Annotated in this window: 11 protein-coding genes; 5 read left to right on the plus strand and 6 right to left on the minus strand. The window is 69.9% G+C overall.

The features are described from left to right. Positions 1-12 precede the first annotated feature (12 nt). Positions 13-1734: a dolichyl-phosphate-mannose--protein mannosyltransferase gene (locus tag ACH4YP_RS41060; RefSeq protein ID WP_398496247.1), complete on the plus strand. Its 1722-nt coding sequence runs from the start codon at positions 13-15 to the stop codon at positions 1732-1734. Positions 1735-1759: 25 nt separating this feature from the next. Here ACH4YP_RS41060 and ACH4YP_RS41065 read toward each other — a convergent pair whose 3' ends face one another. Further along, positions 1760-1936, minus strand: coding sequence for a hypothetical protein (locus ACH4YP_RS41065; RefSeq protein WP_398496249.1), 177 nt, complete (start codon positions 1934-1936; stop codon positions 1760-1762). A gap of 268 nt (positions 1937-2204) precedes the next feature. On the opposite strand from ACH4YP_RS41065, the gene ACH4YP_RS41070 reads away from it, so the two are divergent. Further along, entirely contained in the window at positions 2205-2639 is a 435-nt protein-coding gene (locus tag ACH4YP_RS41070) for an ATP-binding protein (protein ID WP_398496285.1), read from the plus strand. A gap of 16 nt (positions 2640-2655) precedes the next feature. Here the strand turns inward: ACH4YP_RS41070 and ACH4YP_RS41075 are convergent, their stop codons facing one another. From ACH4YP_RS41075 to ACH4YP_RS41095, 5 genes are all read right to left on the minus strand, one after another. After that, a complete protein-coding gene (locus ACH4YP_RS41075; RefSeq protein ID WP_398496251.1) occupies positions 2656-3117 on the minus strand; it encodes an ATP-binding protein in 462 nt (153 codons plus the stop codon). A gap of 119 nt (positions 3118-3236) precedes the next feature. Beyond that, positions 3237-3608, minus strand: coding sequence for a PRC-barrel domain containing protein (locus ACH4YP_RS41080; protein WP_398496253.1), 372 nt, complete (start codon positions 3606-3608; stop codon positions 3237-3239). A 183-nt stretch (positions 3609-3791) separates the two neighbouring features. Further along, entirely contained in the window at positions 3792-4727 is a 936-nt protein-coding gene (locus ACH4YP_RS41085; protein ID WP_398496254.1) for an anti-sigma factor RsbA family regulatory protein, read from the minus strand. 315 nt (positions 4728-5042) lie between these two features. Then, on the minus strand, positions 5043-5327 hold the full coding sequence (locus ACH4YP_RS41090; protein ID WP_398496256.1) for a DUF5133 domain-containing protein: 285 nt from the start codon (positions 5325-5327) through the stop codon (positions 5043-5045). A gap of 43 nt (positions 5328-5370) precedes the next feature. Next, positions 5371-6318 (minus strand): SigB/SigF/SigG family RNA polymerase sigma factor, encoded by a 948-nt coding sequence (locus ACH4YP_RS41095; protein ID WP_398496258.1) that lies wholly within the window; start codon positions 6316-6318, stop codon positions 5371-5373. 403 nt (positions 6319-6721) lie between these two features. Between ACH4YP_RS41095 and ACH4YP_RS41100 the strand changes: the two genes are divergently transcribed. The 3 genes from ACH4YP_RS41100 to ACH4YP_RS41110 all read left to right on the plus strand — a co-directional run bounded on the left by ACH4YP_RS41100 (position 6722) and on the right by ACH4YP_RS41110 (position 14424). Then, positions 6722-7600 (plus strand): RNA polymerase sigma factor SigF, encoded by an 879-nt coding sequence (locus ACH4YP_RS41100; protein WP_398496260.1) that lies wholly within the window; start codon positions 6722-6724, stop codon positions 7598-7600. Positions 7601-7933: 333 nt separating this feature from the next. Further along, entirely contained in the window at positions 7934-11935 is a 4002-nt protein-coding gene (locus ACH4YP_RS41105) for a HAMP domain-containing protein (protein ID WP_398496262.1), read from the plus strand. Next, complete coding sequence (locus tag ACH4YP_RS41110; protein ID WP_361063299.1) at positions 11932-14424, plus strand: SpoIIE family protein phosphatase; 2493 nt, start codon at positions 11932-11934, stop codon at positions 14422-14424. The genes ACH4YP_RS41105 and ACH4YP_RS41110 overlap by 4 nt, the downstream gene beginning before the upstream one ends. The last annotated feature ends 88 nt before the right edge of the window (positions 14425-14512 follow it).

Raw genomic sequence — 14512 nt, forward strand, 5'->3', positions numbered from 1 at the left:
TACGATGACCCGGTGACCAGTGACATCGCGGCGCAGGTGGGCGCCGACGCCGACGCCCACCCGAAGACGGATTCCCCTCCCTGGGCGAGGCGGCTGCGCCGGTTCGGCTACACCGGACGCCCACGGACGGACACCCGCGACCTTCTGGTCCCGCCCTTCCCGGAGCCCGGCACGCGTGTCGGCGAGGCCCTGGGCCTCAGCCCGGCACTGACCTACCGCGTCATGAAGGCGATGGGCTGGATCGGTCCGGTCCTCGTCGCCGTCCTCGCCGGAGCGATCCGCTTCTGGCACCTCGGCCGGCCGCGGTCCGTCGCCTTCGACGAGACGTACTACGCCAAGGACGCCTGGGCGTTGCTGAGACTCGGCTACGAGGGAACGTGGCCGGACCGCAAGACCGTCGACCCGCAGATCCTGGCGGACCCTCAGGTGATCCCGCTGTCCGACACCGGGACCTTCGTGGCGCACCCGCCGATGGGCAAGTGGGTGATCGCCCTCGGCGAGTGGATGTTCGGCCTGAACCCCTTCGGCTGGCGTTTCATGACGGCGGTGCTCGGCACGCTGTCGGTGCTGATGCTGTGCCGAATAGGCCGCCGGCTGTTCCGTTCGACGGCGCTGGGCTGTCTGGCCGGGCTGCTGCTGGCGGTGGACGGCCTGCACTTCGTGATGAGCCGTATCGCCCTGCTCGACCTCGTCGTCATGTTCTTCGTCCTGGCCGCGTTCGGGTGCCTGCTGGTCGACCGGGACCGGGCACGGGCCCGCCTCGCCCAAGCCCTGCCGGTGGACGCGGACGGCTTCGCGGGTCCGCATCAACACACCGGCGAGCACGCGGGGACGGGCGTACGGCCGTGGCGGATCGCGGCCGGCGCCCTGCTGGGCCTGGCCGCCGCGAGCAAGTGGAACGGCCTCTACGTACTGGCGTTCTTCATGGTCCTGACCGTGCTGTGGGACGTCGGCTCCCGCCGCGTCGCCGGGGCACGCCGCCCGTATCTTTCGGTGCTGCGCAAGGACCTCGGCTGGTCCGCGCTGTCCCTCGCGCCGGTCGCCCTGGTCACGTATCTGATGACCTGGACCGGCTGGTTCCTGTCCGACAAGGGCTACGGCCGGCACTGGGCGGACGGCCGGGGCGGCCCGTGGTCGTGGATCCCCGCCCCCCTGCGCAGCCTGTGGCACTACGAGTACGGGGTCTACGAGTTCAACGTCGGGCTGGGCTCCTGGCACCGCTACGAGTCGAACCCGTGGAGCTGGCTGGTCCTCGGACGGCCGGTGGCGTACTCGTACGAGACGGACTTCACGCAGGACGGCTGCCGCACCGCGTCCGGCTGCTCACAGGCCATCCTCGCGCTGGGCACACCGCTGCTGTGGTGGTCGGCGTGCTTCGCGATCCTCTATCTGCTCTACCGGTGGGCGCTGCGTCGCGACTGGCGTGCGGGCGCCGTCCTGTGCGCGGTGGGTGCCGGCTACCTGCCGTGGTTCCAGTACCAGGACCGTACGACCTTCTCCTTCTACGCGGTCGCCTTCGTGCCGTATCTGTGCCTGGCCGTCGCGATGTTGGTGGGCGCGATGCTGGGGCCGCCGGGGTCGAGTGAGAGACGCCGGGCCGTGGGGGCGATGAGCGCGGGTGTCCTCGTACTGCTCATCGTCTGGAACTTCATCTACTTCTTCCCGATCTACACCGGCACGACGATCCCGTATTCCGACTGGCATTCGAGAATGTGGCTCGACACCTGGATCTGAGGGATACGGGACCGCCCTCCGTATGTCACCTTCGGCGGCCCCTGCTCGCCAGGCCACTGCCGACCCCGGCGAGGTGCAGGGCCAGCACGATCAGCCCTATCAGCATCACATTGGTCGAGGTGAAGACATCGTTGGTCGAGATCTCCGCGGCATTGATCAGGAACGCGATGAGGAACAGGACGGCCGCTGCCATGCCGAGCATGGATTCCCCTCTCTGCGGTTTCCGGAGCGGGTTCAGATCCCGCTCCCACCCGACGAGTGCCCCGGCCCGGCCGGATCAGACGCCCATGACCCGGGCCGATCGTGGTACCCGCCCACCACAGCGGAATCCCTGCAGACCACCGCATTCCGGAGTCCCCGCCATCGTCACCGGAACCGGACGAGTAAGCCCTTTGCCTCCGGGAAGCAGCAACGGTGGAAGCAAAGCAAGCGCCACAGCCCCACAGGGAATGGGCTGAGGGGAAGCCATGATGGCGACCGAGCCGCGTTGGGACGACAAACTGCCTTCTGAGGAGACTTACACCCAGACCACCGAATTCGCCGGCGAACCGTCCGACGTGACGGCCTCACGACTCGCCGCGGAGGCGTTCCTTCTTGCGCTCACGCGTGCCTCGCCGCCGGCGGAGCCCGAGCGCTGGGACGACATCCTGCTGGTCGTCACGGAACTGGCCGCCAACGCGGTGCAGTACGCGCCGGGCCCGTTCACGCTGCACATGCGGCGCACGTTCGACGGTGTACACGTAACGATGCACGACACCAGTACCACACCACCTGCGCCTCGTCCCTTCCGTCCCGGCCGGAACGACGGGGGCGTGGGATGGCATCTGATCCATACGCTGTGCGACCAGGTGAGTGTGGTGCCGACCGAGAAGGGCAAGGACATCCACGTGTTCATGCCGTGGTGAGGTTCCCGGCGTTCCCCTACGGCATGGTCTGGAGCGGCACCAGGACGCGGATCGTCTTGCCGCCTCCCGGACGCCTTTCGATGGCGATGTCGCGTGCCAGCCGGATGATCAGCGGCCAGCCGTAGCCGTTGCCGTGATGCACCGGGGGAAGGCCGCCCGGGCCGAAGGCGGCGGCGGGGACGACGTCACTGTTGTCGTGCACGGCCAGCCCCACGCCCTCACGCGTGGACGTCACCTCGACGCCGACCAGCCCGCCCCCGTGCCGGACGGCGTTCGCGGCCAACTCCGAGACGACCAGCAGGAGATCGATGACAGCGGTCTCCGTCGCCCTGCGGGACGGGGTGTTCCACTGCTCCAGCACCACGGCGCGGACGTGGGCACGGGCCATCGCCGCGGTGGTGATCGGAACGGCCGTCATCGACGTCCCACCGGACATGCGGTCGGGCGGCGCGAAGGCAGTCGTGTCGATTCGGTCCATATCCGTCGTGCCCCTGAGATCTGCTCGCTCGATGCCGGCTCCCAGAACGGGTCCGTCCACAACCGTCTTCCCACTGAGCGCACGACCATGGGTGCGAATCCCCCGACCGTCGTGCCGGGTCAGGGCGCGGCCGCCCGCCGTGGAGGCAGAGTCCGGTAGTAGTCGCCGACACCGGCGAGGTACTCGGGGTCCAGCGTCTCGCGATCGGTCTTGAACCGCGGCGCGGCCTTGATCTCCTCCTCGGTGCACGCCACCCTGACCTCCTCGGCCCCGGCGTCGACGGCGGCGACGACGCCCACGGGTATCAGCACACTGCTGCCGAACAGCCAGGCTCCGGTGTCGACGATCAGATGGCGCAGGCCCGAGTCGTCGGCCTGCCGGTCCACATGCCCGATCGTGCCGTCGGACGCCACCACCGTGAACCCCGTGAGCCGCTGCCCCTCCGTGTGCCCGCTGTCCCCCGCGTACGACCAGATTCTGTCGGTGACCACGCCGCTCCTTCCGTCCCGTGTGCATTCCGTCTCGTGTGAGGCCGGGTGGAGTACCAGGGCCGGACATCCGCCGCCCGTCATGCTCCACGGGCAGCAAATACCCTGCCGACGGACTGGCATTCGCAACGATTTCACCGAAAGGGCCTTCCCGCGTGCTTTATGCGCGGGCCACGTACGCGTGCTCTATACGCGCGCCACGTAGCTGCGGATCGTCGTGCCGTGCTCATCGGTGTGCACACGGACCAGATCCGACAGATGGTGAACGAGGAGGAGTCCCCGGCCGCCGAGTTGGTCGGGGGGTGCCGGGCGGCGGCCCACGAGCGGGTCCGTCAGCCGGCCGGTGTCCTGGACCTCACAGACGATCTGCTCGCTCTCCGCCCACAGCCGCAGCGTTCCCCTGCCGCCGGCGTGCACCACACTGTTCGTGGTCAACTCCGCCACGACCAGCGCCAGATCCTGGAGGCGGACCACTCCCATCCCCCGCTCCCGCGCCTCCTGGAGCGCGAAGTCCCGGGTGACCGGCAGGGCTTCGGCGTCGAACCGGAACGTCGCCGCCCCGGGCGGACACCGCAGCGGTTCGTTGTAGCGGTCGAGCACCTTCACCGGGTCGTAGGCGCCGCTGACCGACCGGTGGCCCGCGGTGATGAGCAGCGGGTGTGTGGCGTGGGCGTCGGCAATGACGTCGTCCGGCAGCGACCGTGCGTCGTACGGACAGAGGATGGTCACGTCCCGGCCGCGGAACGCCGCGTTGATCAGAGCCTCGTGCTGGACGCAGGCCGGATACTCCGTGGCGGTGCGGCCGGACCAGATCGGTTCCCCGATGATGCGCACGTGGCCGCCGCGCCGGGCGTCGGCGAAGGCCCGCAGGACGGACGGGATGATGCGGCCGGGGTTCCGGCCGGCTCTGGTCATGTCGACGAAGTGCACGGCCTCGGCCGCTGTTCCCAGCGCCGCCGCGATCAGTTCCAGCCGCGGGACGGGGGCGGCCACCGCGACGGGCTCCGACTCGGCCAGTCCCTCCAGGAGGAAGGGCACCGTCCCGGCCACGTACTCCTGGTCACCGCGGTAGAAGAGCGCGGGATGGACGAAGGGGGCGTCCTCGGTGGCCGTCGTCGTCATGCCGCCCCACCAGTCTTCGGGGGTAGGAGCCGGGGGGTCTGGGCAATCCGCCACCACCCGGCCCGGGTCTCGTGGGCTCCGGGCGTGAAGCCGGCCGTCGGCCGACTCGGCCGGGGCGGCCCACCGCTGCGGGACCTCGACACGGACAACGATCCGTCCGTGCTGCCCATCAGGTCCACCGGTGCCACCCCGGGGCCACAATACGCCGTCGCACTGGCGTTCCATAAACGTGTCCGAGTCTTCGTCGAACGTGTCCGGGGCGTCGTCGCGCGCCCCGAGGGCCGGTCGCACGTCTGCGCGCCCGGCCCTCGGGGTTCACCTGGTGACGGCTTCCCCGCCGTCACGCACCTCGGTCCCGCCCGCGCCAGGAGGCCGCGGGAACAGCGGCGCCACGGGCTGCCGGGCGTCCGTGAGATGGCGGCGTGCCCGCTCCAGTGCGCGCCTCACGTCACGCGTGCCGGTCGACACACAGAGCGTGTAGGCGAGGTCCCGCACCCGCTGGTCCGGTTTCGCCACGGCGCCGGCCTCGCCCTCGGGGTCGATCAGCGCCTCGTACTCGTCCACGAGCCTGCGCAGGGCCTCGGGATGGGGCATCAGCATCGGGCTCACTCCTCGGCCTCCTCGGCCTCCTCGGTTCTCCGCGTCACGCGGCCCTGTCACGTCCGTCGGCATCGGTCCGTACGTCGCCATCGGGGCGCCCGGCACCCGGCTGCTGCCCGCCCATCGCCTCGTCCCTCACGCGCGCGCAGCTGCGGCTGATGAGACGTGAGACGTGCATCTGGGAGATGCCGAGCACATCGGCGATGCGCGTCTGCGTCATGTCCTCGAAGAAACGCATGTACAGGATGGCCCGCTCGCGTTCGGGCAGCCGGCGCAGTCCTTCCCTGGCAGCCTCCCGGTCGACGACCAGCTCGTACGAGGAATCCACGTCGCCCAGGGTGTCCGCGAGGCTGTAGTTGTCGTCCGCGGAGGCGAGTTCGGCGTCCAGGGACAGCGTGCTGAAGCTCTCCATCGCCTCCATCCCCGCCCCGACCTCGTCCTCCGTCAGGCCCGTGTGCGCCGCGATCTCGGCCACCGTCGGCTCCGGGGCCCCGGGATTCAACGTGAGATCCCGACGGGCCAGCCGCACCTTGTTGCGCAGTTCCTGGACCCGGCGGGGCACTCTCAGCGCCCACATCCGGTCCCGGAAGTGCCGCTTCACCTCACCGGTGATGGTGGGCACGGCGTAACTCTCGAACGCCCCGCGCGAGGGGTCGTACCGGTCGACCGCCTTCACCAGCCCCATGGCCGCGACCTGGCGCAGGTCCTCGACCGACTCGCCCCGGTCGCGGAAGCGGCCGGCGATCCGGTGGGCCATGGGCAGCCACGCCGTCACCAGTTCGCCGCGTACGGCGTCCCGCTCGGGCCCGTCCGCCAGTTCGGCGAGCCGGGCGAACGCGGCCGCGGCGTCAGGGGCGTCGTCGTGCGAGTGCTTCGCGTGGGTGGACGGGTGCTTCGCACGGGTGGACGGCCGGGCGGATGAGTCCGGCCGGACGGCCGTCTCTGTGCTCACGGGCTTGTCAGGTCGATTTATAGACAAATCGCTAGGCATACGGATTCGCTCCTGAACATTGGCTTGCGGGGGAATGCCGCAGGAGGAGTGGGGTCGCCCGAGCCGCCCGGAGGCCCCCGGAGCTCACACCTACTCGCTCCCACGGACGTGCCTCCGGTCCGAAGCACGAAATTCCGCTTGCCCGTGCTCGCCGAGGGAAAACACCGCTTCTCGAAATCGACCACACGACGTGTCGGCGGGATTCCCGCCCCGCCACGGCTCCGGCCAGGCCTCGTCCATGGTCGCCGCCCGCCCGAAACCCCCTCAGAAGAGGGAACAAAGGGGCGACTTCCGGCCAGATCCTCCCGGCGCCTGCCTTCTCTTACCTCTCAGAGGGAGTGGGCGCCCTGAAGCAGGGCATGCGGGCTTTGACACATCAGCGGCGACGAGTGGGGTGGACGGCATGACAGCCGTGACGGCAGGCGTAGCAACGGCCACGGCACAGCGGACGCAGACGGTCGACGAGACGGCACTCCCTCTCATCGACGAACCGTCGCTGATCAAGCCGAAGGACGCTCGCGATCTGTCCCGACAGTTCTTCGACCGCCTGGCCGTGCTGGAGGAAGGCACGCACGAATACCAGTACGCGCGCAACACCCTGATCGAGATGAACCTGTCCCTCGTCCGGTACGCGGCCTCCCGGTTCCGCGGCCGGGGCGACTCGATGGAGGACATCGTCCAGGTCGGCACGATCGGGCTCATCAAGGCCATCGACCGGTTCGAGCTGGCCCGCGAGGTCGAGTTCACCTCCTTCGCCGTCCCCTACATCGTCGGCGAGATCAAGCGGTTCTTCCGCGACACGAGCTGGGCCGTCCATGTGCCGCGCCGTCTGCAGGAGGCCCGGGTCGAGCTGGCGAAAGCCACGGAGGAACTGCGGACGCGTCTGGGGCGTACGCCCACGACCGCCGAGTTGTCGCAGCTCATGTCGCTGCCCGAGGCAGAGGTCATCGAGGCCCGCAAGGCGGCGAACTGCTACAACTCCTCATCGCTCGACGCGGCCATGACCTCCGACGGCGACTCGCAGGGCGAGACCGTCCTGGCCGACTTCATCGGCGAGGACGACCGGGCGCTGGAGCTCGTGGACGACCTCCACTCCCTGACCCCCCTCATCGCCGAACTCGACGAGCGCGAGCGGCTCATCATCCATCTGCGGTTCGTCGAGGAGCGGACCCAGGCGGAGATCGGTGAGGTCATCGGCATCTCCCAGATGCATGTGTCGCGACTGATCAGCCGCATCATCAAGCGGCTGCGCGCCGGTCTGCTCGACCCTTCGGTGGCCTGAGCCGCCGTCCCGCCGACCGCCTGATCCCGCACCAGGTCGTCGAGCCCGCCGTCCCGCTCTCGCGAGCACTTTCACCTCGCGACAGCGGGACGGCGGGCTTCGTCGTGCGCGGCTCCGGTGGCGTGTTCCAGGGAAGATCACGCTTCCCGGCATCAATCTGGCTCGACCTTTGTTCACGGCATGACCTTCGGGTTAGCCTGCGGCGTACCTCCTCGACGGGCGGCCCCGAGTTCACGGGTTCGCGCCGGCGAGGAGGGGTCCGGCAGTGGGCCTGGAGTTCCCGAGTCCCCCCTTTTCACGGGGCTCTTTGTCTTGAACGGAACGAGGGTGCGCATGACCAGCCAGACGACCGTCCCCGTCGGCGGCACTCCGGGCGAGCCGGAGCTGCGCCGGCTGCTGGCCGGGCTGACCGCGGTGCGGGACGGCGACTTCGGCACACGTCTGCCGGACGACGGCGGGGGTCTGCTGGGAGACATCGCCACCGTCTTCAACGGCATGGTCGACCAGTTGTCCGTGTTCACCTCCGAAGTGACCCGTGTCGCGCGCGAGGTGGGCACCGAGGGGACGCTCGGCGGACAGGCGGAGGTGCCGGGCGTCTCCGGCACCTGGGCCGATCTCACCGACTCGGTCAACGCGATGGCGGGCAACCTCACCACCCAGGTCCGCGACATCGCACAGGTGGCGACGGCGGTCGCCAAGGGCGACCTCTCCCAGAAGATCGACGTGCCGGCCCGCGGCGAGATCCTGGAGCTCAAGAACACCATCAACACGATGGTCGACCAGCTCTCCGCGTTCGCCGACGAAGTGACCCGCGTCGCCCGCGAGGTCGGCACCGAGGGACGGCTCGGCGGCCAGGCGGACGTCAAGGGCGTCAAGGGCACCTGGCGCGACCTGACCGACTCCGTGAACTTCATGGCGAGCAACCTCACCGCCCAGGTCCGCAACGTGGCCCAGGTGGCGACCGCGGTGGCCAGGGGCGATCTCTCACAGAAGATCACCGTCGACGCCCGCGGCGAGATCCTCGCGCTCAAGGAGACCATCAACACGATGGTCGACCAACTGTCCGCGTTCGCCGACGAGGTGACCCGCGTGGCCCGCGAGGTCGGCACGGCCGGCAATCTCGGCGGGCAGGCCACGGTCCGCGGTGTCTCGGGCACCTGGAAGGACCTCACCGACAACGTCAACGTGATGGCGTCCAACCTGACGGGGCAGGTCCGCTCGATCGCCCAGGTCGCCACCGCCGTGGCCCGCGGCGACCTGTCGCAGAAGATCACCGTCGAGGCCAAGGGCGAGGTCGCGGCCCTGGCGGACGTCATCAACACGATGGTCGACACGCTGTCCGCGTTCGCGGACGAGGTCACCCGGGTGGCGCGCGAGGTCGGCACCGAGGGCCGTCTGGGCGGGCAGGCCCAGGTGCCGAACGTGGCGGGCACATGGAAGGACCTCACCGAGAACGTCAACTCGATGGCGAACAACCTCACCGGCCAGGTGCGCAACATCGCGCTCGTGACGACGGCGGTGGCCAAGGGCGATCTGTCCAAGAAGATCGACGTGGACGCCCGGGGCGAGATCCTGGAACTCAAGACGACGATCAACACGATGGTCGACCAACTCTCCGCGTTCGCAGCCGAAGTGACCCGCGTGGCCCGCGAGGTCGGCAGCGAGGGCCGGCTCGGCGGACAGGCCGAGGTGGAGGGTGTCTCCGGCACCTGGAAACGTCTGACGGAGAACGTCAACGAGCTCGCGGGCAACCTCACGCGGCAGGTACGCGCGATCGCCGAGGTCACCAGCGCCGTCGCCGAGGGCGACCTGACGCGCTCGATCACCGTCGAGGCATCCGGCGAGGTCGCCGAACTCAAGGACAACATCAACTCGATGGTGGAGTCCCTGCGCGAGACCACGCGGGCCAACCAGGAGCAGGACTGGCTCAAGACCAACCTCGCGCGGATCTCCGGCCTGATGCAGGGTCACCGGGACCTGTCCGTGGTGGCCGAGCTCATCATGGACGAGCTGGCGCCCCTGGCGTCGGCCCAGTACGGCGCGTTCTACCTCGCGGAGGAGGCCGGGCGCGGCCACGAGCTGCGGCTCGTCGGCTCCTACGGCTGGCCCGACGACGACGGGCGTCCTGTCCGGATCCCCTTCGGCCGCTCGCTGGTCGGCCAGGCCGCGCGCAGCCGCCGCACCATCTCCGTGGACGAGCTGCCGCCGGGATACGTGACCATCTCCTCCGGGCTCGGACGGACGGTGCCGAACGCCCTGGTGGTGCTGCCCATCACGGTCGAGGACCAGGTGCTCGGAGTCATCGAACTGGCCTCGGTCACCCGCTTCACGCAGATCCACCAGGACTTCCTGGACCAGCTGATGGAGACCATCGGCGTCAACGTCAACACCATCGTGGCCAACGCGCGGACCGACGAGCTGCTGGACGAGTCCCAGCGTCTGACCACCGAACTGCAGGCCCGGTCGGAGGAGTTGCAGGTCCAGCAGGACGAACTGCAGCGCTCCAACGAGGAACTGGAGGAGAAGGCCTCGCTGCTCGTCGCGCAGAACCGCGACATCGAGGCGAAGAACCTGCAGATCGAACAGGCCCGACAGGAACTGGAGACCCGCGCCCAGCAGTTGTCTCTGGCCTCCAAGTACAAGTCGGAGTTCCTGGCGAACATGAGCCACGAGCTGCGGACCCCGCTGAACAGTCTGCTCATCCTCGCCCAGCTCCTGGCCCAGAACCCGTCGCGCAACCTCACGCCGAAGCAGGTCGAGTACGCGGGCATCATCCACTCCGCGGGATCGGACCTGCTGCAGTTGATCAACGACATCCTCGACCTGTCGAAGGTCGAGGCCGGGAAGATGGAACTCGCTCCCGAGCGCGTCCCGCTGAGGCAGCTTCTCGAGTACGTCGAGGCGACCTTCCGGCCGATGACGACCCAGAAGAGCCTGAGCTTCACCGTGCGCACCGCGCCCGGGGCGCCGGGCGACCTCCTCACCGACGACTCCCGGCTGCGTCAGGTGCTCCGCAACCTGCTGTCGAACGCGGTCAAGTTCACCGAGCAGGGCGGCGTCGAGCTGCGTATCGAACCGGCGGCGGACGACGAGGTACCCAACGGCGTGCTCCGGGGCGGCACCATCGTGGCGTTCCGCGTACGGGACACGGGGGTCGGGATCCCGGAACAGCATCTGGAGACGATCTTCGGAGCCTTCCAGCAGGCCGACGGGACGACGAGCCGCAAGTACGGCGGCACCGGCCTCGGTCTGTCCATCACACGGGAGATCGCGCATCTGCTCGGCGGTGCCGTCACTGTCGCCAGCACACCCGGACAGGGCAGTACGTTCACGCTGTTCCTGCCCGTGGCGCGCGCCGACTTCGAGGACCTCCTGAGCGGCGACCGGTCGTCCGAGAAGGCCCTGACCGCGGCTCCGTCCGAGGAGTCGGCGGCACACGCGTCACCCTCGGGCCCGGCCGCCCCGCCCAGGAGCCGCAGGCGTCGTCTGCTGGTCGTCGAGGAACGGCAGCGCGGCCTGTTGACCCTGGTCGCCGAGAGCACGGTCGCGGATGTCGCCCACGGCCCGGACACCGGTGATCCACGCGGCACGATCGACGTCATCACCGCCGTCGGGGCACACGAGGCGGCGAGCGCGCTGGCCGCGGGACCGTGCCACTGCGTCGTACTGGAACTCGGCATGCCGGACGGCGAGGCGACCCGGTTCCTGGACGCGATGCACGGCGACTCCGCCCTCGCGAACGTTCCGGTCCTCGTCCACAGCGGTCACCGCGCCGATCTGGCGCAGGAACAGACGCTGCAGGCCCGTTCGGGCACGCGTGCCCTGGAGTTCCTGTCCAGCCTCGACGAACTGCGCGAGCGCATCGCCCTGCACCTCTCGGCTGAGGAGCTGGGCGATGTCCCCTCCCTGGCCCGTGCCGAGGAACCGCAGTCCGAGACACCGCACCCCGTCGAGGACGCCTTCCTCGGCCGCACGGTCCTGGTGGTCGACGACGACGCACGCAACCTCTTCGCGCTCAGCGGGATCCTGGAGCTCCAGGGATTCCACGTCCTGCACGCGGACAACGGCCGCAAGGGCATCGAGGCGCTGCTCCACCACCCGGACATCTCGCTCGTCCTGATGGACGTGATGATGCCGGAGATGGACGGCTACACCGCGACGGCGGAGATCCGGAAGATGCCCCAGTACGCGGGGCTTCCCATCATCGCCGTCACCGCGAAGGCGATGCCCGGCGACCGGGAGAAGAGTCTCGCCTCCGGGGCCAGCGACTACGTCACCAAACCGGTCGACACCAACGACCTCATCGCCTGCGTCCGCCGGTGGCTGCCCGCGTGACCCGGACCGAGCAGTGCCCTGATCCGGCCGACGAACGGTCACCGGACGAGTCCGCGGACGAGCCGACCGACGAGTTGGGAGACGAGTCGTCTGAGCCCTCGGCGGACGAGTCGCCCGAGGATTCGGCCGCCCTTCTCGCGACCTACCCGGTGGGCAGGCTCGCCGCCACGGTCGAGCGCCTGCGCCGCGAGGTGCGTGCGGCCCAGGCCGAGGCCGACGGACGTGCCCTGATCGAACTCGCCAAGGGCATCCTGGTGGAGCGGCTGGGGTGCGGGCCCGCGCAGGCCGCCCGCCAGCTCGCCGAACTCACCGAGCAGTCCGGGGTGAGCACCCTCGAACTCGCCGTCGAGGTCATCAACCAGGCTGCCCGCGACCGGCTTTCGGAGGTCGCCGACGCCTTCCTCACCGCCGCGAAGTCCACCGCCGCTGCCACGGGTGACGGGGCGTCGGACGCGCACTCCCCCGCCGTACGGATGCGGGAGGCCGAGAGCGGTGCGCTGGCCGCCCCCGACACCCAGGCCGTCGCCGACTCCCTGCTGCAGCACGCGCTGACCCCGCTCGGCGCGGTGGCCGTGGCCATCTGGACCGTGCGCTCCGACGGCTCCCTGACGCTGGCCGGCAGTGCCGGGTTCTCCCCGGCGGAGGCGGGGCGCTGGCACCACGTGCCCCCGGGAGTGGTGACGGTGGCGCGCACCAGTCTCTCGGAGCGTGCCGGTCAGTGGATCGGATCACTGGCCGAGACCGGTCTTCCCTCCATCGGCCAGCACCAGTTCCCCGACGGTGGAAGGGCCGCCGTTCCGGCCGGCACCGGAGGCCGCATCCACGGGGCCCTGGAGATCGTCTGGCCCTCCCGCCTGGAACCGCAACCGCCCCAGGTGGTCCGGCAGGTGGAGGCCCTGGCGGAACTGTGCGCCCGCACGCTGGAGACGTACGCCTTCGTGCATGGCGACGAGGCCCTGCGCGAGCCGCGTGTCGTCCCCGACGCCACCGAACTGGTGGACCTGGCCGACGGGCTGCACGACCCCGCCCTGGTCCTCGTCCCCTACCTCGACGGCGGGCAGCTCGTCGACTTCCACATCCATCACGTCAACAGCCGTTTCCTCGATCCGGCCGGCCGGCCGCGCGGGCTGGTCAACGGCGCGATGCTGCTGGAGGCCTACCCGTTGGCCGCCGGGGAGAGCGAACTCTTCCAGCGGATCGAGCGCGTCTACGCCACCGGCGAGCCGTTCCGCGCGCAGCGCATGAACCTCACGGCCCTCGTCGACCAGGTGCCCCTGTCGGCCGTGGCGGACATCAGCATCAGCCGGCACGCCAACAGCGTGCTGCTCATCTGGCGCATCGAGGACGAGACGGCACGGCTCGCGAGCATCCTCCAGCACGCACAGCGCCTGGGCCGTATCGGCGGCTTCGAGGAGAATCTGCTCACCGGCGAGATCACCTGGAACGTCCAGCTCTTCACCCTGTACGGCAGGCCTCCGACCAGCGCGCCCGTCCCGCTGGAGGAACTGTCCGTCCACGCGCACCCGGACGACGCCGTCGCCATCGGCCGCTTCCTGCGCACCGTGCTCCACCACCGGCGACCGGCGTCCGCGTCGTTCCGGCTCCGGCGTCCCGACGAGGTGACGCGCCACATCCGGGTGGTGGCGGAGCCGGTGCTCGACGCCGACGGCCGGCTGTTCGTCGTGCGCGGGGCCTATCAGGACATCTCGGCCCAGCACTGGACGGAGGTCGCGCTCGCCGCCACCCGTGTCCAGCTCGCCCACACCGAGCAGCAGGCGACCGAACGCAGCCGCCTCACGCTGCAGCTCCAGCACGCGATCATGCCCCCGACCCAGGATCCGTTGCGGGCCCCGGGAATCGACGTGGCGGTCCGCTACCGGCCGGCCGAGACGGAACACCTGGTGGGCGGCGACTGGTACGACGCGGTCGTCCTGCCGTCCGGTCTCGTGCTCCTGTGCGTGGGGGACGTGGCCGGTCACGGCATGGAGGCGGCGACCAGCATGGTCGTCCTGCGGAACGCGCTGCGGGGACTGGCCGTGACGGGCGCGGGCCCGGGCCAGCTGCTGACCTGGCTCAACAGCGTGGCGCACCATCTGACGGGCACCGTCACCGCCACCGCGGTCTGCGGCCTCTACGACCCGCAGAACCGCACGTTGCGGTGGGCCAGGGCCGGTCATCTGCCGCCCGTGCTGGTACGCGACACGGGGGCGGTGTCCCTGCCCCTCGTCAAGGGGTTGCTGCTGGGCGCGGCACCCCAGGTGACGTACGAGGAGGACGAGATCCAACTGGCGGTCGACGACACGCTGTTGATGTACACGGACGGCCTGATCGAGCGCCGGGACCGCTCGATGGCGGAGTCCATGACCCAGTTGCTGACGATGGTCCGTGCGGCCCCGTCCACGCTCGACCAGCAACTGGACCGGCTGCTCACGTACAGCAGGTCGGACACCGACGACGACACCTGCATCATCGGCATCCGCGTGTCGTAGCCGTGGCGCCGACGAGAGTCTGATCACGTCGCGCGGGCGGCCACCGGGGGCATCGAATGCGCGCAGGGGGGTAACCGGCCCAAGCCGT

Origin of the sequence: Streptomyces sp. NPDC020747 (assembly GCF_044334695.1) — a bacterium.
Lineage (GTDB): Bacteria > Actinomycetota > Actinomycetes > Streptomycetales > Streptomycetaceae > Streptomyces.

Excerpts from the sequence above, each read along its gene's own strand:
- ACH4YP_RS41065 (WP_398496249.1), bottom strand. The coding sequence starts at position 1,936 with ATGCTCGGCATGGCAGCGGCCGTCCTGTTCCTCATCGCGTTCCTGATC.
- ACH4YP_RS41070 (WP_398496285.1), top strand. The coding sequence starts at position 2,205 with ATGGCGACCGAGCCGCGTTGGGACGACAAACTGCCTTCTGAGGAGACT.
- ACH4YP_RS41075 (WP_398496251.1), bottom strand. The coding sequence starts at position 3,117 with ATGGACCGAATCGACACGACTGCCTTCGCGCCGCCCGACCGCATGTCC.
- ACH4YP_RS41085 (WP_398496254.1), bottom strand. The coding sequence starts at position 4,727 with ATGACGACGACGGCCACCGAGGACGCCCCCTTCGTCCATCCCGCGCTC.
- ACH4YP_RS41090 (WP_398496256.1), bottom strand. The coding sequence starts at position 5,327 with ATGCTGATGCCCCATCCCGAGGCCCTGCGCAGGCTCGTGGACGAGTAC.
- ACH4YP_RS41095 (WP_398496258.1), bottom strand. The coding sequence starts at position 6,318 with ATGCCTAGCGATTTGTCTATAAATCGACCTGACAAGCCCGTGAGCACA.
- ACH4YP_RS41100 (WP_398496260.1), top strand. The coding sequence starts at position 6,722 with ATGACAGCCGTGACGGCAGGCGTAGCAACGGCCACGGCACAGCGGACG.
- ACH4YP_RS41105 (WP_398496262.1), top strand. The coding sequence starts at position 7,934 with ATGACCAGCCAGACGACCGTCCCCGTCGGCGGCACTCCGGGCGAGCCG.